General features: G+C 64.9%; 23 protein-coding genes. 14 read left to right on the plus strand and 9 right to left on the minus strand.

The features are described from left to right. Nucleotides 1–294 precede the first annotated feature (294 nt). The 4 genes from EAV90_RS16735 to EAV90_RS16750 all read left to right on the plus strand — a co-directional run bounded on the left by EAV90_RS16735 (nt 295) and on the right by EAV90_RS16750 (nt 3,024). Nucleotides 295–756 (plus strand): Hsp20 family protein, encoded by a 462-nt coding sequence (locus tag EAV90_RS16735; protein ID WP_122401819.1) that lies wholly within the window; start codon nt 295–297, stop codon nt 754–756. A 74-nt stretch (nt 757–830) separates the two neighbouring features. After that, nucleotides 831–1,322, plus strand: a complete 492-nt coding sequence (locus tag EAV90_RS16740) for an Hsp20/alpha crystallin family protein (protein WP_122401820.1) — start codon at nt 831–833, stop codon at nt 1,320–1,322. A gap of 89 nt (nt 1,323–1,411) precedes the next feature. Continuing rightward, complete coding sequence (locus EAV90_RS16745; RefSeq protein ID WP_129144054.1) at nt 1,412–1,753, plus strand: hypothetical protein; 342 nt, start codon at nt 1,412–1,414, stop codon at nt 1,751–1,753. Nucleotides 1,754–1,917: 164 nt separating this feature from the next. Next, nucleotides 1,918–3,024, plus strand: coding sequence for a trypsin-like peptidase domain-containing protein (locus EAV90_RS16750; protein WP_129144055.1), 1,107 nt, complete (start codon nt 1,918–1,920; stop codon nt 3,022–3,024). A gap of 79 nt (nt 3,025–3,103) precedes the next feature. Here EAV90_RS16750 and EAV90_RS39540 read toward each other — a convergent pair whose 3' ends face one another. Next, a complete protein-coding gene (locus tag EAV90_RS39540) occupies nt 3,104–3,280 on the minus strand; it encodes a hypothetical protein (RefSeq protein WP_164936970.1) in 177 nt (58 codons plus the stop codon). Next, the gene (locus EAV90_RS16755) at nt 3,277–3,498 is read right to left on the minus strand and encodes a hypothetical protein (protein ID WP_376707291.1); all 222 of its coding nucleotides are present in this window, start codon (nt 3,496–3,498) and stop codon (nt 3,277–3,279) included. Before EAV90_RS16755 ends, EAV90_RS39540 begins: the two co-directional genes overlap by 4 nt. 196 nt (nt 3,499–3,694) lie before the next feature. Here EAV90_RS16755 and EAV90_RS16760 point away from each other — a divergent pair, with 196 nt between their 5' ends. Then, nucleotides 3,695–4,492, plus strand: coding sequence for a fumarylacetoacetate hydrolase family protein (locus tag EAV90_RS16760; RefSeq protein ID WP_129144056.1), 798 nt, complete (start codon nt 3,695–3,697; stop codon nt 4,490–4,492). 146 nt (nt 4,493–4,638) lie between these two features. Further along, the gene (locus EAV90_RS16765) at nt 4,639–5,022 is read left to right on the plus strand and encodes a hypothetical protein (RefSeq protein ID WP_162500155.1); all 384 of its coding nucleotides are present in this window, start codon (nt 4,639–4,641) and stop codon (nt 5,020–5,022) included. A gap of 48 nt (nt 5,023–5,070) precedes the next feature. Here EAV90_RS16765 and EAV90_RS16770 read toward each other — a convergent pair whose 3' ends face one another. Beyond that, nucleotides 5,071–5,922 (minus strand): HpcH/HpaI aldolase/citrate lyase family protein, encoded by an 852-nt coding sequence (locus tag EAV90_RS16770; protein WP_164936971.1) that lies wholly within the window; start codon nt 5,920–5,922, stop codon nt 5,071–5,073. Then, nucleotides 5,922–6,425 (minus strand): MaoC family dehydratase, encoded by a 504-nt coding sequence (locus tag EAV90_RS16775; RefSeq protein ID WP_347338425.1) that lies wholly within the window; start codon nt 6,423–6,425, stop codon nt 5,922–5,924. Before EAV90_RS16775 ends, EAV90_RS16770 begins: the two co-directional genes overlap by 1 nt. A 180-nt stretch (nt 6,426–6,605) precedes the next feature. Between EAV90_RS16775 and EAV90_RS16780 the strand changes: the two genes are divergently transcribed. Then, a complete protein-coding gene (locus tag EAV90_RS16780) occupies nt 6,606–7,772 on the plus strand; it encodes an acyl-CoA dehydrogenase family protein (protein ID WP_092297474.1) in 1,167 nt (388 codons plus the stop codon). Nucleotides 7,773–7,804: 32 nt separating this feature from the next. On the opposite strand, the gene EAV90_RS16785 is transcribed toward EAV90_RS16780, so the two are convergent. The 4 genes from EAV90_RS16785 to EAV90_RS16800 all read right to left on the minus strand — a co-directional run bounded on the left by EAV90_RS16785 (nt 7,805) and on the right by EAV90_RS16800 (nt 10,817). Beyond that, nucleotides 7,805–9,379, minus strand: a complete 1,575-nt coding sequence (locus EAV90_RS16785) for an AMP-binding protein (protein WP_129144058.1) — start codon at nt 9,377–9,379, stop codon at nt 7,805–7,807. A gap of 33 nt (nt 9,380–9,412) precedes the next feature. Beyond that, nucleotides 9,413–10,048 (minus strand): uracil phosphoribosyltransferase, encoded by a 636-nt coding sequence (gene upp, locus EAV90_RS16790; RefSeq protein WP_122401826.1) that lies wholly within the window; start codon nt 10,046–10,048, stop codon nt 9,413–9,415. 166 nt (nt 10,049–10,214) lie between these two features. Next, complete coding sequence (locus EAV90_RS41260; protein ID WP_283810479.1) at nt 10,215–10,343, minus strand: hypothetical protein; 129 nt, start codon at nt 10,341–10,343, stop codon at nt 10,215–10,217. Between the two features lie 6 nt (nt 10,344–10,349). Beyond that, nucleotides 10,350–10,817, minus strand: a complete 468-nt coding sequence (locus tag EAV90_RS16800) for a hypothetical protein (protein WP_122401827.1) — start codon at nt 10,815–10,817, stop codon at nt 10,350–10,352. A 385-nt stretch (nt 10,818–11,202) separates the two neighbouring features. Between EAV90_RS16800 and EAV90_RS16805 the strand changes: the two genes are divergently transcribed. From EAV90_RS16805 to EAV90_RS16830, 6 genes are all read left to right on the plus strand, one after another. Next, entirely contained in the window at nt 11,203–11,292 is a 90-nt protein-coding gene (locus tag EAV90_RS16805) for a K(+)-transporting ATPase subunit F (RefSeq protein ID WP_091879689.1), read from the plus strand. 40 nt (nt 11,293–11,332) lie between these two features. Beyond that, entirely contained in the window at nt 11,333–13,036 is a 1,704-nt protein-coding gene (kdpA, locus tag EAV90_RS16810) for a potassium-transporting ATPase subunit KdpA (protein ID WP_129144059.1), read from the plus strand. Between the two features lie 24 nt (nt 13,037–13,060). Beyond that, nucleotides 13,061–15,178 (plus strand): potassium-transporting ATPase subunit KdpB, encoded by a 2,118-nt coding sequence (kdpB, locus tag EAV90_RS16815; RefSeq protein ID WP_129144060.1) that lies wholly within the window; start codon nt 13,061–13,063, stop codon nt 15,176–15,178. A gap of 107 nt (nt 15,179–15,285) precedes the next feature. Continuing rightward, entirely contained in the window at nt 15,286–15,891 is a 606-nt protein-coding gene (locus EAV90_RS16820) for a K(+)-transporting ATPase subunit C (RefSeq protein WP_129144061.1), read from the plus strand. 40 nt (nt 15,892–15,931) lie between these two features. Then, nucleotides 15,932–18,655, plus strand: a complete 2,724-nt coding sequence (locus EAV90_RS16825; RefSeq protein ID WP_129144062.1) for a sensor histidine kinase — start codon at nt 15,932–15,934, stop codon at nt 18,653–18,655. Further along, complete coding sequence (locus EAV90_RS16830; RefSeq protein ID WP_129144063.1) at nt 18,652–19,341, plus strand: response regulator; 690 nt, start codon at nt 18,652–18,654, stop codon at nt 19,339–19,341. Before EAV90_RS16825 ends, EAV90_RS16830 begins: the two co-directional genes overlap by 4 nt. Before the next feature lie 172 nt (nt 19,342–19,513). Here EAV90_RS16830 and ku read toward each other — a convergent pair whose 3' ends face one another. After that, nucleotides 19,514–20,398, minus strand: coding sequence for a non-homologous end joining protein Ku (gene ku, locus EAV90_RS16840; protein WP_129144064.1), 885 nt, complete (start codon nt 20,396–20,398; stop codon nt 19,514–19,516). Nucleotides 20,399–20,515: 117 nt separating this feature from the next. Here ku and ligD point away from each other — a divergent pair, with 117 nt between their 5' ends. Beyond that, nucleotides 20,516–23,191, plus strand: coding sequence for a DNA ligase D (ligD, locus tag EAV90_RS16845; protein WP_129144108.1), 2,676 nt, complete (start codon nt 20,516–20,518; stop codon nt 23,189–23,191). Nucleotides 23,192–23,293 lie beyond the last annotated feature (102 nt).

Below are 23,293 nucleotides of genomic sequence, written 5' to 3' on the forward strand. Positions count from 1 at the left end.
CTGTATTTTACTGCATCATCGACGCCGAGTGCCCGCCGCCGGCGCCTCGGGAGCCGGCCGCCGCGGCGGAAAGGGATGGCCCCCCGGCGCCATTGACCAGGGTGGGCACAAAAAAATCTTCCGGCCCCCTCTTGAAACCGATGTCCGGTTTTCTAAGTCGTTTTTCGCCGCGAGAGCGGTGTGCCGGATGCCAAAATCGGGTCCGGCACGGGCGCCGGGCTGGTCTTTTCGGACCCGTCTGAATCCCCGCCTTGCGCTCCTTCGTATCCATCTTGCTCTTTGGAGGACTTGGTTATGAGGACCAGTTTCGACTTCGCGCCCCTGTGGCGCTCCACCATCGGCTTCGATCACCTGGCCGACCTCGTCGACAGCACGCTGCGCCAGGCGACCGAGGACAACTATCCCCCCTACAACATCGAGCGCTCCGGCGAAGACCACTACCGGATCAGCCTTGCGGTGGCAGGTTTCGGCGCCAGCGATATCACCGTGACGGCCGAGCAGAACGCGCTCACCATCGAGGGCAAGAAGCCCGAGACCGCTGCGCGCGAATACCTGTACCAGGGCATCGCCGCGCGTCCGTTCCGGCGTGTGTTCAATCTCGCCGATTACGTCCAGGTCAAGCAAGCCTCGTTCCAGGACGGGCTCCTGATCATCGACCTCGTCCGCGAGGTTCCGGAAGCGATGAAGCCGCGCCGGATTCCGATCGCGGGCGGCGCTCCTGCGGCATCGCAGATCGAGCAGAAGAAAGCAGCCTGAGCGCTCGATCGGTCCACGGCGGACGCGGCGCGCGGATGCGCGGGCCGCGCTCCCGATGCATGAAGGAGAGAACCATGGCTTTTCGTGATCTCATTCCCTGGTCGAGAAACCAGGAGCTCGCGCCGGCGCGCGACAATTTCGATCCGTTCCTGACGCTTCACCGCGAGATGAACCGTCTGTTCGACGACGTCTTCCGTGGCTTCGGCGGGACCGGCCTGTCGCCGCTGATGGAAGGTCGCTTCGGCTGGCCGAAGCTCGAGCTCAGCGAGACCGACAAGACGATGACGATCTCGGCCGAGCTTCCCGGCCTGACTGAGAAGGACGTCCAGGTCGAGATCGCCAATGGCGTCCTGACAGTCCGCGGCGAGCGGAAGGCGGAGCGCAACGGCGAAGGCAGGTACTTCACCGAGCGCTATTACGGCGCCTTCGAGCGGCAGATCCCGCTGGAGGGCGTCGAGGAGGACAAGGCCGAGGCGTCGTTCAAGGACGGCGTCCTGACCGTGTCGCTGCCGAAATCGGAGAAGGCGCGCGAAGGCGTCAAGCGCATCGCGATCAATACGCATTAGTGTCAAGCGGGGCGGCGGCGATTGGCCCCGCCGTCCCGCAGTCAACAACCCCGTCCCCTATGGAAAGGAGTTTGAGGGAGGCACCGCCAATGACCAACGTGAATACCAATATCGGCACTCTCAATCCGCTGTTTCACCCTGCGGCCCATTACAACTCGCCTACCGAAGTCCTGAATGCCGAGGAGCTCTCCACGCCTGAGAAGCGCATCATCCTGTCGTCCTGGGCATCCGACATGTACGCGGTCGAATCCTGTCCGGCCTTGCGCGAGATTCCCGGCATGAGCCACACGGTCCGGCTCGCCGACATTCTGGCCGCCCTGCGCAAGCTCGACGGTGACGGTGACAACGACAACGACGACCCACCGCGCGGCGGCGGCGTGCCGATGCGGCTGCGGCGGCCATGGGCCGCCGCGGAGAGGCAGGCCGCATGATGTTTACGCCCGCCGTTCTCGGACTCGTGCTGCTCGGCCAATCCTCGGCAGCCTGGGTCGTTCCGCTTCTGGCTCTGCAGGGCTGGATCGTCGCACCACGCGACGAAGGCTGAAGCCACCAAGGTCTCGAATATCCACACAATACCAAGCGGCAGGTGAAGATGATGAATGCTGTGCGTCTGCTTTTCCTGGCCTTGCTGGTGCTGACGCTCACAGCGTCGCAGCCTGCCGCCGGCCAGATTCCGGATATGAAGACCGGCGGCTCGGTGCCGACCCTGGCGCCGCTGGTGCGTCAGGTCACGCCCGCCGTGGTCAACATTTCCGTGCACGGGCGCGTGCGCGAGGACAACCCGCTCTATCGCGATCCGCTCTTCCGCGAGTTCTTCGACGTTCCCCGGCAAATCGAGAAGGAGGTCAATGCGACCGGCTCCGGCGTGATCGTCGATGCCCAGCGCGGCTATGTGCTGACCAACAATCACGTGGTCGAAGGCACCTCCGCGGTTCAGATCACGACCAAGGACGGCCGGCAGTTTTCCGCCAAGGTCATCGGCCGTGATCCGCCCACGGATGTCGCGGTGCTCCAGGTCCAGAGTCCGGCCGGGCTCAAGGCGCTTCCCTTCGGGGATAGCGACGGGCTCGAGGTCGGTGATTTCGTCCTTGCGATCGGCAATCCCTTCGGCCTCGGCCAGACCGTGACATCGGGGCTCGTCAGCGCGCTGGGGCGCACCGGCCTCGGCAAGCAGGGCTATGAGGATTTCATCCAGACCGATGCAGCTATCAATCCCGGCAATTCCGGCGGAGCGCTGGTCAGCTTGCGCGGCGAACTCGTCGGCATCAACTCGGCGATCATCTCACCCGCGGGCGGCAATGTCGGCATCGGCTTTGCCATTCCGGTCAACATGGCGCGCAAGGTGATGGAGCAGATCATCGCCAAGGGGCGCGTCGAGCGCGGCCGCATCGGCGTTTCGCTGAAGGACCTGCATCCGTCACTCAACAAGGGACTGAATCAAGGCGCCGTCGTCGCCGAGATCGCCGCGGATTCGCCGGCAGAGAGGGCCGGCTTGCGCAAGGGAGATATCGTCACCGGCGCCGACGACCGCCCGATACGCACCGCCGCCCAGCTCCGCAACACGATCGGCCTTGCGCGCGTCGGCGAGGATGTGAAGCTCACTCTGCTGCGCGACGGTACGCCGCTCACCGCCACGGTGAGGGTGGCGCCAGCGGCCGAACCGAGCAGTGCGCTCGCGGGCCCCAACCGCCTCGTTCGCTGAACCGGATGCAGCGGCAATCCGCGAACGGAAGCGCGGTTTGCTTTCCGCTGCAATGGTCGCAGACGTATGATCTCCCAGCTCAGGCCGCGCGGTGATCCAGCCCGTCTTGCAGGTCCCGGATAAGCCGCCGCTCGCGTTCGATGCGCTGGCGATAGAGCTCGCGCTCATGCTCGCTCTTCGCGCTGGCAAGAAGCAGCTCGTAATGGCCAATGACCTTCTCGCTGCCTCGAATGAGCAGGTCTCGCTGACTGTTCATTGCGCCATCCCCGTCGCATTGGCCGGCGCTCCCGGGGCGCGGAAGCTGACAGGAAAGATCGCTGCGGTCAGGGCATCGAGCGCCGATTGCTCTTCTGCGAGGCGCCTCTCGATGAAATGGCGCTCCAGCTCCGACAGCCTGGTCTTCAGCAGGCGCCGGTAGCGGTGGATGTTGTTGCGGTGCGCACGAATGCGGGCCAGATTCTCATCGAGCATCATCGTCTCTCCAGACGGTCGCGTTAAGTCCTTTGATTTCGAGGGTGAGAAACTTCTCGACGAAAAAATATGCGGCGGGTGAACGGTGTCAAGATGCTCGAAGCCCGTGCCAGTCCTTGTTGCTGGCAGGCTGAAGATCGACTATTAGCCGGATCGGAGCGCTTGACGCTGCCCAAGGACAAGGAAGGAAGCACCTGACATGAGAAGGATCTCACCGACGCGACGCGACCTGATTGCAACCGCGGCGGCGGCCACCGCAGCTTCGCTGGCCGAGATCGCACCGGCCGCGGCGCAGGCCGGACCGAAGCCGATCTTCCCGGTGCCGATGGTCACGATCCCGATCGTCGGCGAGAGCCAGGTGTTTCAGGTCCGCCGCATCTACTGCATCGGGCGCAACTATGCGGCACATGCGATCGAGCGCGGCTCGGATCCGAACCGCGAGCCGCCGTTCTTCTTCCAGAAGCCGACGGACGCGATCCAGAACGTCGCGATCGGTGAGGTCGCCGAACATCCCTATCCGTCGCTGACCAAGAATTATCATCGCGAGGTCGAGCTGGTCGCCGCGCTGAAGTCCGGCGGCACCAATATCCCGGTCGATAAGGCGCTCGACCACGTCTATGGATACGCCCTCGGCCTCGACATGACCCGGCGCGATCTCCAGAACGGCATGGCCGCGGAGAAGAAGCCTTGGGAAATCGGCAAGAGCTTTGACCACGCCGCGGTGCTTGGCCCGATTCACCCGGCGAGCAAGACCGGTCATTTCGAGAAGGGCGCGATCTCGCTGGCCGTCAATGGTACGGTGCGGCAGAACTCGGATCTCAGCAAGATGATCTGGAGCGTGGCCGAGCAGATCGCGAAGCTGTCGGAAGCGTTCGAGCTGAAGGCCGGCGACATCATCTATTCCGGCACGCCCGAGAATGTCGGCCCCGTCGTGAAGGGCGACGTGCTGCTCTGCAAGCTCGAGGGCCTGCCCGACATGTCGATCAAGATCGTGTAGTTGCCATGCCGCCGCAACCACCAGTTGGCGGCGGAAGGCTCAGGAATCGCCGAGTTCCGCGGATCGATTGCCTTTTGTTGGCCGGCAAGTGAACCTCGTGCGGCCATATTTGAGAACGAGTGAATTCCCGTGAGGGAGGCGCTCCGATGAACAAAGCTCTGATCACTGCTATCGCGATGCTGGCCTGCGTGCCCGCGAGCGCGGTTGCGCAGGAGCGTGCGGGCGATGCGGCGCTGGGCGCGGTATCGGGCGCGGTCGTGCTGGGCCCGGTCGGTGCGGTCGCCGGAGCCTTGATCGGCTACACGGCCGGACCTTCGATCGCCCGCTCCTGGGGCACGAGAGGTTCGCACTCGGCAAGGCACCGGCAGCCGCCGCGCCGCGCCGCCGCGACCGGGGGTCCGTCGCGCACGCGCGAGGCGATGGCAGCCAACGGGCAGATGCGCGCTGCCGGCAATCCGGCCCCGCCGGTTCAAGCCGCACCTGCCGTCCCGGCGCAGACCTCGACGCCGCCCGTTCAGGGATTCGATTGAGGCCGGCAGCTTCAAGCCCTCGCCTGTCTGGCGAGGCTTCGTCCCGATCTAGGACTGGCCGAGGATCTTCTTGGCGGCGCGAAGGTGCGGCTTGTCGATCATCTGGCCGTCGAGCCGCAGCGTGCCGGAATCGGGATTGCTCGCGAACGCCGCGATGACCTTCTCCGCCCATGTGCGTTCGGCGTCCGTCGGCTCGAAGGCCGCGTTGACGATGTCGACATGCTTAGGGTGGATCAGCGCCTTTGCCGAAAAACCATCGCGCCGCGCGGCGCGCGTTTCCTGCTCGAGGCCAGTGAGGTTGTCGATATCGGTGTAGACCGTGTCGATGGCCGCGACCTCGGCCGCGGCCGCGGCCATCAGGCAGAGATCGCGCGCGAGGCGATAGGGGCTGTGGAACACGCCGCCGCTCGCTTTCTCGGTGGCACCAAGCGAGGCGGAGAGATCCTCAGCGCCCCACATCAGCCCGGCAAGGCGAGGGGAGCAGCCCTTGTAGCTGCCGAGCCCGAAGATCGAACTGGCCGTTTCCGTCGCCACGCAAACGATGCGGGTCGCGCCGACCTCGATGCCGGCTGCCGCCTCGAGCGCTTCGAGCCAGGTCGCGACCTGCCGCACGTCGTCGCCGCCTTGCGATTTCGGCAGCACGATGCCGTCGGGCCTGCCCGGCATCACCGCCGCGAGGTCGGCCAGCGTCATGCCGGTATCCAGCGCATTGACGCGGACGTAGAGCTGGTGTGGGCCGGGACGGCTCTTCAGCATCGCAACTGTCAACTCGCGCGCCTCCGCCTTTTTCTCTGTGACGACGGAGTCCTCGAGATCGATGATCAACGCGTCGGCCTTGCCTTCGCTCGCCTTCTCGAACTTGCGCGGGGAATCGCCCGGCACGAACAGCATCGAACGCATCAGACCGGCCTCTTGTGCATCATCGCCATGCGGCGGCATTTTCCGACGATCTCGTCGTTCTGGTTCAGGGCGTGGTGCTCGAACTCGACGATCCCGGCCGTGGGCCGCGATTTGGATTCTCGCACCGAGAGCACCTTCGTCGTCGCCCGCAAGGTGTCGCCATGGAAGACCGGCTTTGGAAAGGTGACGTCGGTCATGCCGAGATTGGCGACGGTGGTCCCGAGGGTCGTATCATAGACCGTCATGCCGATCATGATGCCGAGGGTGTAAAGGCTGTTGAAAATGCGCTGGCCGAACTCGGTCTTCTCGGCGAAATGGGCGTCGATGTGCAGCGGTTGCGGATTGAGCGTCAGCAGACTGAACATGGTGTTGTCCATCTCCGTAACGGTCCGGGTCAGCGGGTGCCTGAACTCCTGGCCTACGGAAAAGTCTTCGAAATAAAGTCCGGCCATCGCGGTTTCCTCCCTGCGAAATAACGGCGCGCTCGCACCGTCGCGCCGCATGACCCTATGCATGGTACACACAGTCTACGGATAAATTCACGTATCTGTGCCCAGTTTTTCGAGCTAAGAACGCGAGCAAAGGCGCGACCGAGGCACAGCAATCGGTCGTGGCCTTGGTGTGGGGAACGCGAAGGCAAGGGAGATGGCGGGGTCGCGGCTCCCAGGGAGGAGATCAAGAACATGGATTTCGCGCTCACCGATCAGCAGGAAGCCATTCGCGACGCGATCGCCAAGATCTGCGAGGGCTTTCCCGATGCCTACTGGCTGAAGAAGGATCACGACGGCGGCTTCCCGCACGACTTCCACAAGGCGCTGGCGGACGCCGGCTGGCTCGGCATCTGCGTGCCGGAGGAATACGGCGGCTCCGGGCTCGGCATCACGGAAGCCGCGATCATGATGCGTACCATCGCGGAGTCCGGCGCCGGCATGTCCGGTGCCTCGGCCGTGCATATCAACGTATTCGGGCTCAATCCGGTGGTCGTGTTCGGCACCGAGGAGCAGCGCAGGCGCATGCTGCCGCCGATGGTCGAAGGCCGCGAGAAGGCGTGCTTCGCCGTCACCGAGCCCAACACGGGACTCAACACCACGCAGCTCAAGACCCGCGCGGTCGCCAAGAACGACCGCTACATCGTCAACGGCCAGAAAGTGTGGATCTCGACCGCACAGGTCGCGCACAAGATACTGCTGCTGGCGCGCACCACCCCGCTGGAGGAGGTGCGCTCGCCCACCCACGGCCTCAGCCTGTTCTATACTGATTTCGACCGCAACAGGATCAAGGTCCACGAAATCGAGAAGATGGGCCGCAAGATCGTCGATTCCAACGAGCTGTTCTTCGAGGACTTTGAAATCCCGATGGAGGATCGGATCGGCGAGGAAGGCAAAGGCTTCCAGTACATTCTCGAAGGGATGAACCCCGAGCGCATCCTGATTGCGGCCGAAGCCGTGGGTCTCGGTAAGCTCGCGCTGTCGCGCGCGACGGAGTACGCCAAGACGCGCACCGTGTTCAACCGCCCGATCGGCAAGAACCAGGGTATCCAGCATCCGCTCGCGGTGAACTGGGTCGAGCTCGAAGCGGCCTGGCTGATGGTGATGTCGGCGGCGTGGCAATACGACAAGGGCATGCCGTGCGGCGCTGCGGCCAATGCCGCGAAATATCTGGCGGGCGAGGCGGGCTTCTCGGCCTGTGAGCAGGCGGTGATGACCCATGGCGGCTTCGGTTATGCCAAGGAATTCCATGTCGAACGCTATTTGCGCGAGGTGCTGATCCCGCGCATTGCGCCGGTCAGCCCGCAGCTCGCACTCAGCTTCATCGCGGAAAAGGTGCTGGGGCTCGCGAAGTCCTACTGAACGAGTCTCGCGGCGCAACCAAACAGGCCGGCTTATTCGGCGGCGATGCGTTCCATCGCCATGGCACGAAGCCTGGCGCGTTGGATCTTGACGCCGTTGGCGCTGTCGGTGACGGGGAAGGCGTCCACGACATAGATCTGCGCCGGCACCTTGTAGCCGGCGAGCCGTTCGCGCAGATGAGCGGTCAGCGCCTCCTGTCGCGGTGGATCTCCAGTCGGGATCACGAAGGCGACGCAACGTGCTTGACCCCTGAGATCGACCGCGACGACCTGGGCGTCGGCGACGCCGGTGCAGGATTTGAGCTCGTCCTCGATTTCGCCGGGCGCGACCAGGAAGCCGCCGAGCCGCATCGCATCGCCGGCGCGCGTCTCGTAGACAAAGGAGCCGTCGCCGCGCAGCCGGCCGATGTCCCCGGTGCGGAAGAACCCGTCGGCGGTGATCGCTTCATGCGTTGCCGCGGGATTGTTGAAGTAGCCGAGGAAGCGTGACGGCGCGCTGATCTCGATCTCGCCGGACACGCCTTGGGGTGCAAGCTCGCCGGTCTCGACATCGCGTACGCGGACTTTCGCGTCAGGCGACATCGGCCAGCCGCCGCCCTCGATGCGGTCGGCGAAAGCATCACCGGTGCGGCCGATCGAGAACAGCGCCTGCACCTCGCTCGAACCGTAGAGACCGAACAGCTTCATGCCGCGCGCCTCTGCTTCGACTGCCAGCTCGCGCCAGCCGGGCTGGAACGCGGCGAAGCCACAGACTTCGAGATATGGAAATGGGCGCGGCGCATCGGTGAGGGCGAGAATGCGCCGGAACATCTCGTCGGAGCCGAAGGAATGCGTGATCCTGCACGCGCTGAGAATCTTGAGGGCCGGCGCGGCTTCGAAGGCGTCGAGCACATGGATGGTCGCGCCGGCTGCGATGAAGCCGAGCAGGCTCGTCATGCCGAACGTGCCGCAGAACGGCAGCATCGCCAGCAGCGAATGACGCCGGTGATCGAGTTGGAGCGCGCGGGCGACGGAGGCGGCGTGCGTCGCCAGCGTCCGCTGCGAATGCGCGACCAGCTTCGGGCCCTTGGTGGTGCCTGACGTCGTGTAGAGCAGCACGGGCAGGTCGACGTCGTCCTGGGCCGGCGGAGCCGGTGAATAGGATTTCTCAAACGCGTCGAACCGCACGCAGGGCCAGTGTGCCGGGATCGCATCCGCGCCAACCACCGCGAGCCTTTGCAGCGCCGGCACCTCGTCTTTGGTGATGCCTGCGAGGATGGCGGCAAAATCGATCGAGCGGAATGCGGCCTCGACCACCATGAGCTTCGCACCGGACACGCGAAGCAGATGCGCGACTTCCGCGCTGCGGTAGCGCGTGTTGACGGCGGCGACGACCGCGCCGAGCCGTGCGGCGGCGAACAGCAGTGCGAGCCATTCGACCCGGTTGACCAGCCAGACCGCGACGACGTCGCCCTTGCCGATGCCCTGCGCGGCGAGCCAGGCGGCGGTCTGCTCGACCTTTGCCGCGAATTCCACGCGGGAGAAGAGTGTGCCGTCGAATACGAAGGCAGGATCGGCGGCGGTCTCGATCCGGATCAGCGATTGCAGCGAAAAAGCGTCGGCGCTCATGCCGACTGGAGTAACGCGCCCGCGCAAACCTGTCTACTTGGTGCCGAACATCCGGTCGCCGGCATCGCCCAGGCCCGGCACGATGTAGCCGTGGTCGTTGAGCCGCTCGTCGATTGCGGCGGTCCAGATCGGCACGTCGGGATGCTCGCTCTGGAACTGGGCGATGCCCTCGGGCGCGGCCAGAAGGCAGACGAAGCGGATGTCGCGGGCGCCGCGGGCTTTGAGCAGTGAGGCGCCGGCGCAGGCCGAATTGCCGGTCGCCAGCATCGGGTCCATCAGGATCACGGTGCGGTCGGACAGGTCCTGCGGGGCCTTGAAGTAATATTCCACGGCCTGCAACGTCTCGGGGTCGCGGTAGAGCCCGATATGGGCGATGCGCGCCGAAGGCATCAAGGCGAGCATGCCGTCGAGGAAGCCGACGCCGGCGCGCAGGATCGGCGCCAGCGTGAGCTTCTTGCCGGCGATCTTCGGCGCCTGCATTGGCGCGATCGGCGTCTCTATCTCGACCAGCTCCAGCGGCAGGTCACGCGTCACCTCGTAGCAGAGCAGCATCCCGATCTCGTTCAGGATCTCGCGAAAGCTCTTGGTCGAGCGATCCTTCTCCCGCATCAGGGAGAGCTTGTGCTGGACCAGGGGGTGGGCGACGACGTTGACGCTGCTTGTGCTCATGAAACCGATCTACACGGTTCCGTGAAATTGCGCCAGATCGGGCAGGCCTTTTCCGCGGGACAGCTTGCCTCAACCCGGCATTGCGACTGCGCTGCGCGCGCGGTTGCTCGCTTCAAAGGCCGCCATGGTCAGCTCGCGTGCCGTTGCCGCGCGCGGCGGCGCGACCCTAAACGCCCAGGCCGCGTGCTGCTAGCGCGATCGCGAGCGTCAGCACGGCGCCCCAGATCATGCTCAGCGTCATCGTCAAGACGATAACGGTGACCACCCGCTCCAGATTTCGCGTGCCGGTCTGCATGCGCGTTTAACCGACATTGTCGCAGCCGATCGGCTCGTAGAGCGGATCGCGGGCCGGACGAACAGAGGGAACGCTCGGCCGGGCTGCCTCCGCGGTCAGCACCTGCACCTCGGCAAAGGCCGACATCAGAGAGAGCGCAAGGTCGGCATGGCGGCCCTCGACCGCGGAGTCCAGCCAGTCCGGCAGTTCGCGTTGGCGCGACAGGGCGCAATGCCACTCCCCATCGTCATAGGCGATACGGCGGACCTGCCAAAGCGGCAGCTCGAGCTCCATCAATGCGAGCGCGGCATCGGCCCAAGCCTCGACGTCGATCAGGCTCATGACGCGCGCGGTGCCTGCGCTTTGCCTGAGCGAGGGGAAGCGTCGGCACGCCCTATCGATGATCTCGATCATCAACGGCCGAGTCGCTGCGCTCGCGGCGCGAATGCGTTCACCCAGCAAGAGCAGATCACGGCGTTCGAGAGCGGCGGTCACTTGGGCCTCGTGGACATCTGCGTCGGTCAGTCGGCCGGCGTGTCCAAGATGGCTGGAACGGCATTTGAAAACGAGGTGAGAAAGGGGCGGAAGATATAAGGATTTCATAAAGGCGCGGATGCACTTGCCCGACCGACCACGGCAAGCCGGCTCGCCGGCCTTTATGAGATTCCTATAACTTCGCCGCGGCCTCCGTCTCGAAAACCTATGTCCGCGGTGGCACGTCAGCGTCGTGCCGCCGGCAGGCCGAGAATAATTGCCGGACATAGGGACAGACGAGGATCATCTCCATGATGGACATTCTGATGCTGGCGCTGGGCTTTGTCTTGTTCGCGCTCGCGGTCGGCTATACCTACGCCTGCGAACGGCTTTGAGGGAGCGGACCATGATCTTCGATTATGCGCTCGCCGGCGCCGTCTCGTTCGGCCTCCTGATGTATCTCACCTACGCGCTGCTGCGGCCCGAACGGTTCTGAGCGGGCGCCGCTCTAACGCGATTCCACAAAGGCTCTCTCCATGACCGTGATCGGTTGGCTCCAGATCATTCTCTATTGTGCCATCATCGTCGCGCTGACCAAGCCGCTCGGCTGGTACATGACGCGCGTCTTCAGCGGCGAGCGGACGTTCCTGTCGCCGGTGCTGCGCCCGATCGAGGCCGGCATCTACCGGATCTCCGGCGTCGACGAGAAGCGCGAGCAGCACTGGCTGACCTACACGGTCGCCATGCTGCTGTTCCATGTCGGCGGCTTCCTCATCATCTACGGCCTCATGCGGCTCCAGGCCGTGCTGCCGTTCAATCCGGCCGGGCAGTCCGCGGTTGCCGAGGATCTGTCCTTCAACACCGCGATCTCCTTCATCACCAACACCAACTGGCAGAACTACGCCGGCGAGAGCACGCTCTCCTATCTGACCCAGATGGTCGGCCTCACGCACCAGAATTTCCTGTCGGCGGCGACCGGCATCGTGCTCGCGGTGGCGCTGATCCGCGGCTTTGCCCGCGCATCCATGCGCACCGTCGGCAATTTCTGGGTCGATGTGACCCGCTGCACGCTCTACATACTGCTGCCGATCTGCGTCGTGTTCGCGCTGTTCCTGGTCTGGCAGGGCATGCCGCAGACGCTGGGCAACTACGTCGAAGCGACCACGCTCGAAGGCACCAAGCAGACCATTGCGGTCGGTCCGGTCGCCTCGCAGGTCGCGATCAAGATGCTGGGGACCAATGGCGGCGGCTTCTTCAACGCCAATGCCGCGCACCCGTTCGAAAATCCGACCGCGCTGTCGAATTTCGTGCAGATGCTGTCGACCTTCGTGCTCGGTGCGGCGCTGACCAACGTGTTCGGCCGCATGGTCGGCAACCAGCGCCAGGGCTGGGCGATCCTCGCCGTAATGGGCGTGCTGTTCGTCGCGGGCGTCGCCGTCGCCTACTGGGCGGAGGCTCAGGGCACCTCGACGCTCCAGGCGCTGGGCCTGACCGGGGGCAACATGGAGGGCAAGGAAGTCCGCTTCGGCATCGTTGCGTCCGCGCTGTTCGCGGTCATCACCACCGCCGCTTCGTGCGGCGCGGTGAACGCCATGCACGACAGTTTCACCGCGCTCGGCGGCATGATCCCGCTGATCAACATGGAGCTCGGCGAAATCATCGTCGGCGGCGTCGGCGCCGGTATGTACGGCATGCTGCTGTTCGTCATCCTCGCGATCTTCGTCGCAGGCCTGATGGTCGGCCGCACGCCGGAATATGTCGGCAAGAAGATCGAGGCGCGTGAGGTCAAGATGGCGATGCTCGCCATTCTCGTCCTGCCCCTGATGATTCTCGGCTGGACCGCCGTCGCCGTGGTGCTGCCGTCGGCCGTGGCATCGATGGCCAATGCCGGCCCACACGGTTTCGCCGAAGTGCTCTATGCCTATACCTCCCAGACCGCCAATAACGGCTCCGCCTTTGCGGGCCTCACCGGTAATACGCCGTTCTACAATCTGACCGGCGGCGTTGCCATGTTCGTCGGCCGCTTCTTCATGATCGTGCCGGCGATGGCGATCGCGGGATCGCTGGCGGAGAAGAAATCCATTCCGCCGTCGATGGGGACCTTTCCGACTACCGGCGGCCTGTTCGTCGGCCTCGTCGTCGGCGTCATCCTGATCATGGGCGGCCTGACCTTCTTCCCGGCGCTCGCGCTCGGCCCCATTGTCGAGCACCTCGCGATGAACGCCGGCAACGTCTTCTGATCCAGCTCTTTCGGAGTGACCTCCATGGAACCCGTCCATAAACCCAACAAGCGCATGCCGGTCTCGGCGATGCTGGATCCCAGGATCGTGGTGCCCGCCCTCGGTGCAGCCTTCACCAAGCTCGATCCGCGGTCCATGATCAAGAACCCCGTGATGTTCGTGGTCGAGATCGTGGCCGCGCTCACCACCGTGATCTTCGTCCGCGACCTCGTCATCGGCGGGGAAAATCTCGCCTTCACCTTCCAGATCATCCTCTGGCTGTGGTTCACCGTGCTGTTCGCAAACCTTGCCGAAGCGGTGGCCGAGGGCCGGGGCAAGGCGCAGGCCGAGACGCTGCGCAAGACCCGCACCGAGAGCCAGGCCAAGCTCCTGAGCGGCGCGGGCCGCGACTACAAGCTCGTATCAGGCACGAGCCTGAAGGTCGGCGATCTCGTGCTGGTCGAGGCGGGCGACACGATCCCATCGGACGGTGAAGTGATCGAGGGCGTCGCCTCCGTCAACGAGGCCGCCATCACCGGCGAGTCCGCGCCCGTGATCCGCGAATCCGGCGGCGACCGCTCGGCCGTGACCGGCGGCACGCAGGTGCTGTCGGACTGGATCCGCGTCCGCATCACCGCCGCGCAGGGCTCGACCTTCATCGACCGCATGATCAAGCTGGTCGAGGGCGCCGAGCGGCAGAAGACGCCGAACGAGATCGCGCTCAACATCCTGCTCGCCGGCCTCACCATCATCTTCGTGTTCGCCACCGTGACCATTCCGAGCTACGCGGCCTATGCCGGCGGCTCGATCTCCGTGATCGTGCTGGTCGCGCTGTTCGTGACGCTGATCCCGACCACGATCGGCGCGCTGTTGTCGGCGATCGGCATCGCCGGCATGGACCGCCTGGTGCGCTTCAACGTGCTCGCCATGTCCGGCCGCGCGGTCGAAGCTGCCGGTGATGTCGACACGCTGCTGCTCGACAAGACCGGCACCATCACGCTCGGCAATCGGCAGGCGACCGCCTTTCGTCCCGTGCGCGGTGTCACCGAGCAGGAGTTGGCCGATGCCGCCCAGCTCGCCTCGCTCGCGGACGAGACGCCGGAAGGCCGCTCCATCGTCGTGCTCGCCAAGGAGAAGTACGGGATCCGTGGCCGCGACATGGCCGAGCTGGGAGCGACCTTCGTTCCGTTCACGGCGCAGACCCGCATGAGCGGCGTCAACGCCGGCGGCTCGTCGGTGCGCAAGGGTGCGGTCGATGCCATCCTCAACTATATCGGCGGCGGCGCGCCGATCGCGATCGCCTCGGGCAACGCGGCACGGGCCTTGCAGCCCGCGGCTTTGTCCGAGGCCGGCCGCGAGATCAGCGCCATTGCCGACGAAGTCGCCAAATCGGGCGGCACGCCGCTGGCTGTCGCCAAGGACGGCAAGCTGCTCGGAATCGTTCAGCTCAAGGATATCGTCAAGGGCGGCATTCGCGAGCGCTTCGCCGAGCTGCGCCGCATGGGCATCCGCACCATCATGATCACCGGCGACAATCCGACGACGGCCGCTGCCATCGCGGCGGAGGCCGGCGTCGACGATTTCCTGGCGCAGGCAACGCCCGAGGACAAGCTCAAGCTGATCCGCGACGAGCAGGCCAAGGGCAAGCTGGTGGCGATGTGCGGCGACGGCACCAACGACGCCCCGGCGCTCGCCCAGGCCGATGTCGGTGTCGCCATGAACACCGGCACCCAGGCCGCGCGCGAAGCCGGCAACATGGTCGATCTCGACTCCAACCCGACCAAGCTGATCGAGGTGGTCGAGATCGGCAAGCAGCTCTTGATGACGCGCGGCGCGCTGACGACGTTCTCGATCGCCAACGACGTCGCAAAATATTTTGCGATCATCCCGGCGATGTTCCTGGCGTTCTATCCCCAGCTTGGCGTGATCAACGTCATGAGCCTGTCGAGCCCGCAGAGCGCCATCCTGTCGGCGATCATCTTCAATGCGCTCGTCATCATTGCGCTGATCCCGCTGGCGCTGAAAGGCGTTGCCTATCGCGCGGTCGGCGCCGGTGCGCTGCTCCGGCGTAACCTCTTGATCTACGGGCTTGGCGGCATCGTCGTGCCCTTCATCGGTATCAAGGCGATCGACCTCGTCGTCGTCGCCTTGCATTTGGCCTAACGCGTCATTGCGAGGAGCGAAGCGACGAAACTATCCAGACTGCCTCAGTGGAAGGACGCTGGATTGCTTCGCTTCGCTCGCAATGACGAAAGAAATAGGAGAAGCACATGCTCAGAGAAATCCGCCCGGCCATCGTGCTCTTGCTGGTGCTCACCGCCATCACGGGCCTCGCCTATCCGCTCGCGATGACGGCCATCGCCGGTGCGCTCTTCCCGGCGCAGGCGCAAGGCAGCATGATCGAGAAGGACGGCAAGGTGATCGGGTCCGCCCTGATCGGGCAGGAGTTCAAGGACGACAAGTACTTCCACGGCCGCCCTTCGGCAACGCTGGCGCCGGACCCGAATGATTCGACCAAGACGGTTGCGGCGCCCTACAACGCCGCCAATTCGGGCGGCTCCAACCTCGGCCCGACCAGCAAGGCGCTGGCCGACCGGCTGAAGGAGGATGTGGACAAGCTCAAGACCGAGAATCCGAATGCGCAGGTGCCGGTCGACCTGGTCACCACCTCCGCCAGCGGTCTCGACCCTGACATCTCGCCGGAAGCAGCGGAATTCCAGGTGCCGCGCGTTGCCAAGGCCCGGAATATGCCGCAGGACGCTGTGAAGCAGATCGTGGCGGCCAACGTTCAGGGCCGCTTGCTAGGCCTGATGGGCGAACCTCGCGTTAACGTACTGGCGCTGAACCTCGCGCTGGATCGCGCTGCAGCCAAGTAGCGGTCTAGGCTCGCGGTGCGCAGATGATTATATTGATAGCATGGTCCGAGAGCGCCGCGATCCCGAACAACGTCCCTCTCCCGAGGCGCTGCTGGAAGCTGCGCGTCGGGAGGAGAGCGCGAGCGGCAGGCTGAAGATCTTCGTCGGCGCCGCGCCCGGCGTCGGCAAGACCTATGAGATGCTGCAAAGCGCCCATGCCAAGCGCAAGGCCGGCATCGACGTGGTGGTCGGCTTCGTCGAGACCCATGGCCGCGCCGAGACCGAGGCGCTGGTGCGCGATCTCGAAGTGGTCCCGCGCAAGAGGCTGGACTACCGCGGCCAGGTTGTCGAGGAGATGGATCTCGATGCGGTGATCGCGCGGCGGCCGCAGATTGCGCTGGTCGACGAGCTCGCCCACACCAACGCGGCCGGCAGCCGCCATCCCAAGCGCTATCTCGACGTCGAGGAGCTGCTCTCGCACGGCATCGACGTCTACACCGCCGTCAACATCCAGCATATCGAGAGCCTGAACGACGTCGTTGCGCAGATCACCCATGTCAGGGTGCGCGAGACCGTGCCGGATTCGGTGTTCGACCGCGCCGACGCGATCGAGCTGATCGACCTCACGCCCGACGATCTGATCCAGCGGCTGAAGGAGGGCAAGGTCTATGTGCCCAAGCAGGCCGAGCGGGCACTGGAGCATTATTTCTCGCCGGGCAATCTCACGGCGCTCCGCGAACTCGCACTGCGGCGCACCGCCGAGCGGGTCGACGAGCAGCTCCTCAACCACATGCAGGCGAACGCGATTCCCGGTCCCTGGGCCGCGGGTGAGCGCATTCTCGTCTGCGTCAGCGAGGATCCGCGCGCGGCCGGCCTCGTGCGCTACACCAAGCGGCTGGCCGATCGGCTGCATGCGCCGTTCACCGCGATCTCGATCGAGACGCGGCGATCCCTGCAATTGTCCGACGAGGAGCGGGATCGGCTGGCCGATACGTTGCGGCTTGCGGAATCGCTCGGCGGAGAGGCGCTGACCATTCCCGCCGTCGGCCGCCGCATCGCCGACGACGTCGTCAATTTCGCGCAAGGCAACAACGTCACCCAGATCGTGATCGGCAAATCGACGCGCTCGCGCTGGTTCGAGATGACGCGCGGCTCCGTCGTGCACGACCTGGTGCGCCGCGCCGGCAACATCACCGTCCACGTCATCGCAGGTGACGAGCTGCCCGGCGAGGCCGCGCCCAAGACCGCGGTGCAGACCGCTGCGCGCTCGGAGCCGTTCGATCCGCTGCCCTATCTGAAGGCGCTCGGGATCGTGCTGATCGGCCTCGGCGCCGCCGAGCTGATCCAGCCCCGGTTCGGGCTCGAGAACGTCGACCTCGTGCTGCTGACCTCGGTCGTCGCGGTTGCCGTGCGCTATGGCTTATGGCCGTCGCTGCTGGCGACGGTGGCGGCTTCACTGTGCTACAATTTCTTCTTCATTCCGCCGATCTACACGTTCACGATCACGGATCCGACCAACGTCGCCGCCTTCGTGCTGTTCATGGTGGTGGCGATGCTCGTCTCCAATGTCGCAGCGCGCGTGCGTACGCAGGCCGATGCGGCGATCGGCCGGATCAGGATGACCGAGCAGCTCTATGCCTTCAGCCGCAAGCTCGCCGGCACCGCCACGCTCGACGACGTCTTGTGGGCGACCGCCTACCAGATCGCGCTGATGCTGAAGGTGCGCGTCGTTCTGCTGTTGCCCGACGAGGGTCTGCTCACGGTGAAATCGGGCTATCCGCCGGAGGATGAGCTCGATCAGGCCGACCTCGCTGCGGCCAACTGGGCCTGGAGCAACGATCGCGCCGCCGGCCGCGGCTCGGACACCTTGCCGGGCGCAAAACGACTGTTTCTGCCGATGCGCACCGGCCGGCGTCCGATCGGTGTGATCGGCATCGACAACGACCGCACCGGCCCGCTGCTGACGCCGGACCAGCGCCGGCTGCTCGATGCGCTGGTCGACCAGGGCGCGCTCGCGATCGAGCGCGTGCTGCTGGTCGAGGACATGGACCGCGTCAAGCGCACTGTCGAATCCGAGCGCCTGCGGTCGGCGCTGTTGACCTCGATCTCGCATGATCTGAAAACGCCGCTCGCCTCCGTGCTCGGCGCAGCCTCGACCATGCGCGATCTTGCCGGCGCTCTCTCTGACACCGAGAAGCGCGACCTGCTCGCGACCGTCATCGACGAATCCGAGCGGCTCAACCGCTTCATTGCCAATCTGCTCGACATGACCAAGCTCGAATCCGGCGCCATCGTGCCCAACACGGCGCTGCACGATCTCGACGAAATCGTGGGCAGCGCGCTCCGGCGCGCCAGCAAGATCCTTGGCGCCCACAAGGTCGAGCTGGTGCTGGCCGCCGATCTGCCGATGCTCCAGCTCGATGCCGTGCTGTTCGAGCAGGTGCTGTTCAATCTGCTCGACAATGCCGCCAAATACGCGCCATCCGGGACCACGATCTCGATCCGGGGCCGGCGCGACAGCAGTCACGTCGTGCTCGAGATCGCCGATGAGGGCGCCGGCATTCCCCCTGACGAGCTCGAGAGTGTGTTCGACAAGTTCTATCGCGTGCAGAAGGGCGATCACGTCCGCCCGGGGACCGGGCTCGGGCTCGCCATCTCCCGCGGCTTCGTCGAGGCGATGCGCGGCACGATCTCCGCTGCCAATCGCAGCGAGCGCAGCGGCGCGGTCCTCACCATCCGCCTGCCCGTTCCGGCAGAGAGTCACGCATTGGATACCGCCGCATGAGCGCTGCTCCGATCAAGGTCCTGGTCATCGACGACGAGCCGCCGATCCGCAAATTGCTGCGGATGGGGCTGACGACCCAAGGCTACGAAATCCTGGAAGCGTCGACCGGCAAGACCGCGCTGGAAAAGCTCGGCGAAGAGCCGGCGCTGATCATTCTCGATCTGGGCCTGCCCGACGTTCAGGGGCACGAGCTGCTCCGCACCATCCGCACCCGCAACGAAGGCGTGCCGATCGTGGTGCTGTCCAGCCGCGGTGACGAAGCCGGCAAGGTCCAGGCGCTCGATCTCGGTGCCGACGATTATCTGACCAAGCCGTTCGGCATGGAGGAGCTCCTGGCGCGCCTGCGCGCCGCGTTGCGCCACCAGCTTCAGATCAAGGGCGAGCGCCCTTTGTTCCGCACCGGCGATCTCTCGGTCGATCTCGTCCGCCGCATCGTCAAGGTCGGGGACCGTGACGTGAAGCTCTCGCCGAAGGAATATGACCTGTTGCGCGTGCTGGTGCAGCATGCCGGCAAGGTGCTCACCCACCGCTTCCTGCTGAGGGAGCTCTGGGACGAATTGACCGACGCGCAGTACTTGCGCGTCTATGTCCGCCAGCTCCGCCAGAAGATCGAAGCCGATCCCGAACGGCCGCAATATGTGCTCACGGAAACGGGCATCGGGTACCGGCTGAAGGCGGGGGATTGAGCGTTCGACTTGGCGGCATGGTGTGCTGGCTTGAGGCGCACTCGTCATGGCCGGGCTTGACCCGGCCATCCACGTCTATCGGCGTGTGAGGACAGGCGTGGATGCCCGGGTCGAGCCGGGCATGACGACAGAGGTTGTGGCGCAAGCCTGTTTCCGCAATGACGGTGCAAGGTCAACCCGCCTTCCTGTGCCTCGCAGCTGTCCGGTGCGTCTTCTTCGCGGCTCGGTGCCGTCCCGTCGCACGCCGCGCATGTGACTTCGCCGCAGTCTTCTTGCCGCCGCGCCCCTTCAGGCTCTGCTTCAGCGCGTCCATCAGGCTGATGACGTTGCTCGGTCGCTCCTCGGGCTCCGGCAGTTCGATCTTCTTGCCGCTGGCCTTGCGCTTCACCAGTGCCTTCAGCGCGTCCTCGTATTCGTCCTTGAATTTGCTGGGATCGAAATGTGCCGCCTTGGTCTGCAGGATGTGGCCGGCGAGCTCGACCATGTCCTTGGTGATCTTCGGGCTCTTGATGTCGTCGAAGAACTGGTCCTCGTCGCGCAGCTCGTAAGGGAATCGCAGCGTGGTGCCGAGCAGGCCCTTGCCGAGCGGCTCGATCGCCATGACGTGCTCGCGATTGGTGAGAACGATCTTGGCCAGCGCCACGCGGTCCTCATCCTTCATGGCGTCGCGGATCACCGCGAAGGCGTCGACGGCGGCCTTGCCGTCGGGCGCGATGTAATAGGGATGGTTGAGATAGCGCTTGTCGATTTCCTCGCGCGGCACGAAGCTTTCGATGTCGATGGTGTGGTTGCTTTCGATCTGGACTGCCTCGAGCTCCTCCGGCTCGATCTCGACATATCTGCCCTTGCTCAGCTCGTAACCGCGCCCCTTCTGATCGCTCTCGACGACGTCGCCGGTCTCGGAATCGATCATCTGCTGCTTGAGCCGGTTCCCGGTCTCGCGGTTGATGAGATGAAACCGCGTCTTCTCCGCGGCGGTTGCCGCCGGGTAGAGCACCACCGGGCAGCTCACCAGCGAGAGCTTCAACGTTCCCTTCCAATAGGCGCGCGGGGCCATTCCATTCTCCAGCGTTTTCAAGGCGTTTTGGAACCCCAACCGTCGCACAGGGTTTTGGTTCCGGACGGGACTTTGACCGTGATAGGCTTGAACGCCGAAAGAGAAGCGGGACCGGTCGTGCTGCAAAAACTCTCCACTTACCGACAGAAGCGTGACTTCGAGAAGACGCCCGAACCATCGGGCAGGACCACAGTGGCCCCCTCGAAACAGCGGCGGTTCGTGATCCAGAAGCACGATGCGACGCGCCTGCATTACGATCTCCGGCTCGAACTCGACGGCGTGTTCAAGTCCTGGGCGGTGACGAAAGGGCCCTCGCTCGATCCGCACGACAAGCGCCTCGCGGTCGAGGTCGAGGACCACCCGCTCGAGTATGGCGATTTCGAAGGCACGATTCCCGAAGGCCAATATGGCGGCGGCACCGTGATGCTTTGGGATCGAGGCTATTGGGAATCGGAAGATCCGGAAGCCGGCTTCAAGAAGGGTGATCTCAAGTTCACGCTCCACGGCGACAAGCTGCATGGCAGCTGGGTCCTGGTGCGCATGCGCAAGCGCGGCGGCGAGAAGCGGACCAACTGGCTGCTGATCAAGCATCGTGACGAATATGTCCGCGAAGGCGCGGACAACGACATTCTGGAGCAGGACAAGTCCGTCGCCTCCGGCCGCGCGATGGAGCAGATCGCCGAAGGCAAGGGCCGCGCGCCGAAGCCGTTCATGCTGGCCAAGGGTCCCAAGGGCAAGGCCGATGCAGTCTGGCAGTCCAACCGTGCCGAGGAGACGAAAGGGCGTACGGTGAAGCCGGCGCCGCGAACGGCGTTGAAAGCCGGCAAAGCAGGGAAGAAGAGCGCCACGACCGCGACGAACGCCGAGAAGGTCTCGGAGATGCCGGACTTCGTTGCGCCGCAGCTCTGTACGCTGGTCGAGCGGCCGCCGCCCGGCGAGGGCTGGTGCCACGAGATCAAGTTCGACGGCTACCGGGTGCAGCTCCGGGTCGAGGACGGCGAGGCGACGCTGAAGACGCGCAAGGGTCTCGACTGGACCGGCAAGTTCGCCTCGATTGCCAAGGAAGCGGCAGCGCTGCCGGACGTGATGATCGACGGAGAGATCGTCGCACTCGACCATACCGGTGCGCCGAACTTCTCCTCGCTGCAAGCTGCGCTGTCCGATGGCAAGACCGACGAGCTGATCTTCTTTGCCTTCGACCTGCTTTTCGCGGAGCACGAGGATTACCGTCGTCTGCCGCTCGGCGAACGCAAGGCCCGGCTGAAGGAGCTGCTGGGCCAGCGCAAGCGGAAATCGAGCCAGATCCGCTATGTCGAGCATTTCGAGAGCGGCGGTGATGCCGTGCTCAGATCGGCCTGCAAGCTCGAGCTCGAAGGCGTGGTGTCGAAGAAGCTGGATGCCCCGTATCGGTCCGGCCGCACCGAGAGCTGGGTCAAGTCGAAATGTCGGGCCGGCCACGAGGTGGTGATCGGCGGCTACAAGACCACCAGCGGCAAATTCCGCTCGCTGATGGCCGGCGTGCAGCGTGGCGATCATCTCGCCTTCGTCGGCATGGTCGGCACCGGCTTTGGCGCGGACAAGCTCAAGCGCATCATGCCTCTTCTGAAGGCCATGGAGACCAAGCAAAACCCCTTCGGCGGCAAGAACGCACCGAAGAAGACCCGCGACGTGCACTGGCTGAAGCCGGAGCTCGTCGCCGAGATCGAGTTTGCCGGCTTCACCGCCGACGGCAATATTCGCCAGGCGGCATTCAAGGGATTGCGGCAGGACAAGCCGGCCGAGGAGGTCGAGGCCGAGGCGCCGGTCGATACCGAGCTCGCCGAACCCTCGGCCAGGAAGCCGGCGCGCACGAAGGCGGGCGGACAATCGAAGCAGGCCGCTCAAAATGCCGAGGTCATGGGTGTCGTCATCTCCAAACCGGACAAGGAGCTCTGGCCTGATGACGGCAATGGTGAGCCCGTCACCAAGCTGGACCTTGCCCGCTATCTCGAAGCCGTCGGCGAATGGATGATCGTGCACCTCAAGGGCCGGCCTTGTTCGCTGATCCGCGCCCCCGACGGTATCAAGGGCGAATGCTTCTTCCAGCGCCACGCCATGCAGGGGCAGTCGAACCTTCTGGAGCTCGCGCGGGTCTCCGGCGACCGCAAGCCCTATCTCGAGATCGATCGGGTCGAGGGGCTTGCCGCCGTGGCGCAGATCGGCGGCGTCGAGTTGCATCCCTGGAACTGCGCGCCTTATGCCTACGACACGCCGGGCCGGCTGGTGTTCGATCTCGATCCCGCGCCCGACGTGGACTTCGCCGAGGTCGTCGAAGCGGCCAAGGAGATGCGGCAGCGGCTGGGTGATGTCGGCATGGACAGCTTCTGCAAGACCACGGGCGGCAAGGGCCTCCACGTGGTGGTGCCGCTGCTCCACGGCGCGCGCGAGAAGGTGAGCTGGAAGGAAGCCAAGGCATTTGCACAAGGCGTCTGCCAGTGGATGGCCAATGACGATCCCGAACGCTATCTGCTCAACATGTCGAAGAAGCTGCGCAAGCGAAAGATCTTCCTGGATTATCTCCGCAACGACCGCATGTCGACCGCGGTTGCCCCGCTGTCGCCGCGGGCGCGCGTCGGCGCCACGGTATCGATGCCGCTGACTTGGGCGCAGGTGAAGAGCGATCTCGATCCGAAGAAGTATACGCTGCGCACCGTGCCGGGCCTGTTGCCGAGATCGAAAGCATGGGAGGGTTATGACGATGCCGCCGCGTCGATCAAAGCGGCGATGAAGAAGCTGGCGGCGAAGGCGAGCTAGGTGCTTTCCAAACGTCATTCCAGGCTGCGCGAAGCGCAGACCCGGAATCCAGAGATTTGTGGCGCGAGGTTCCGGGTTCGCGCGTGCGCGCGCCCCGGAATG

The organism is Bradyrhizobium vignae, assembly GCF_004114425.1.
Taxonomy (GTDB): Bacteria; Pseudomonadota; Alphaproteobacteria; order Rhizobiales; family Xanthobacteraceae; genus Bradyrhizobium; species Bradyrhizobium vignae.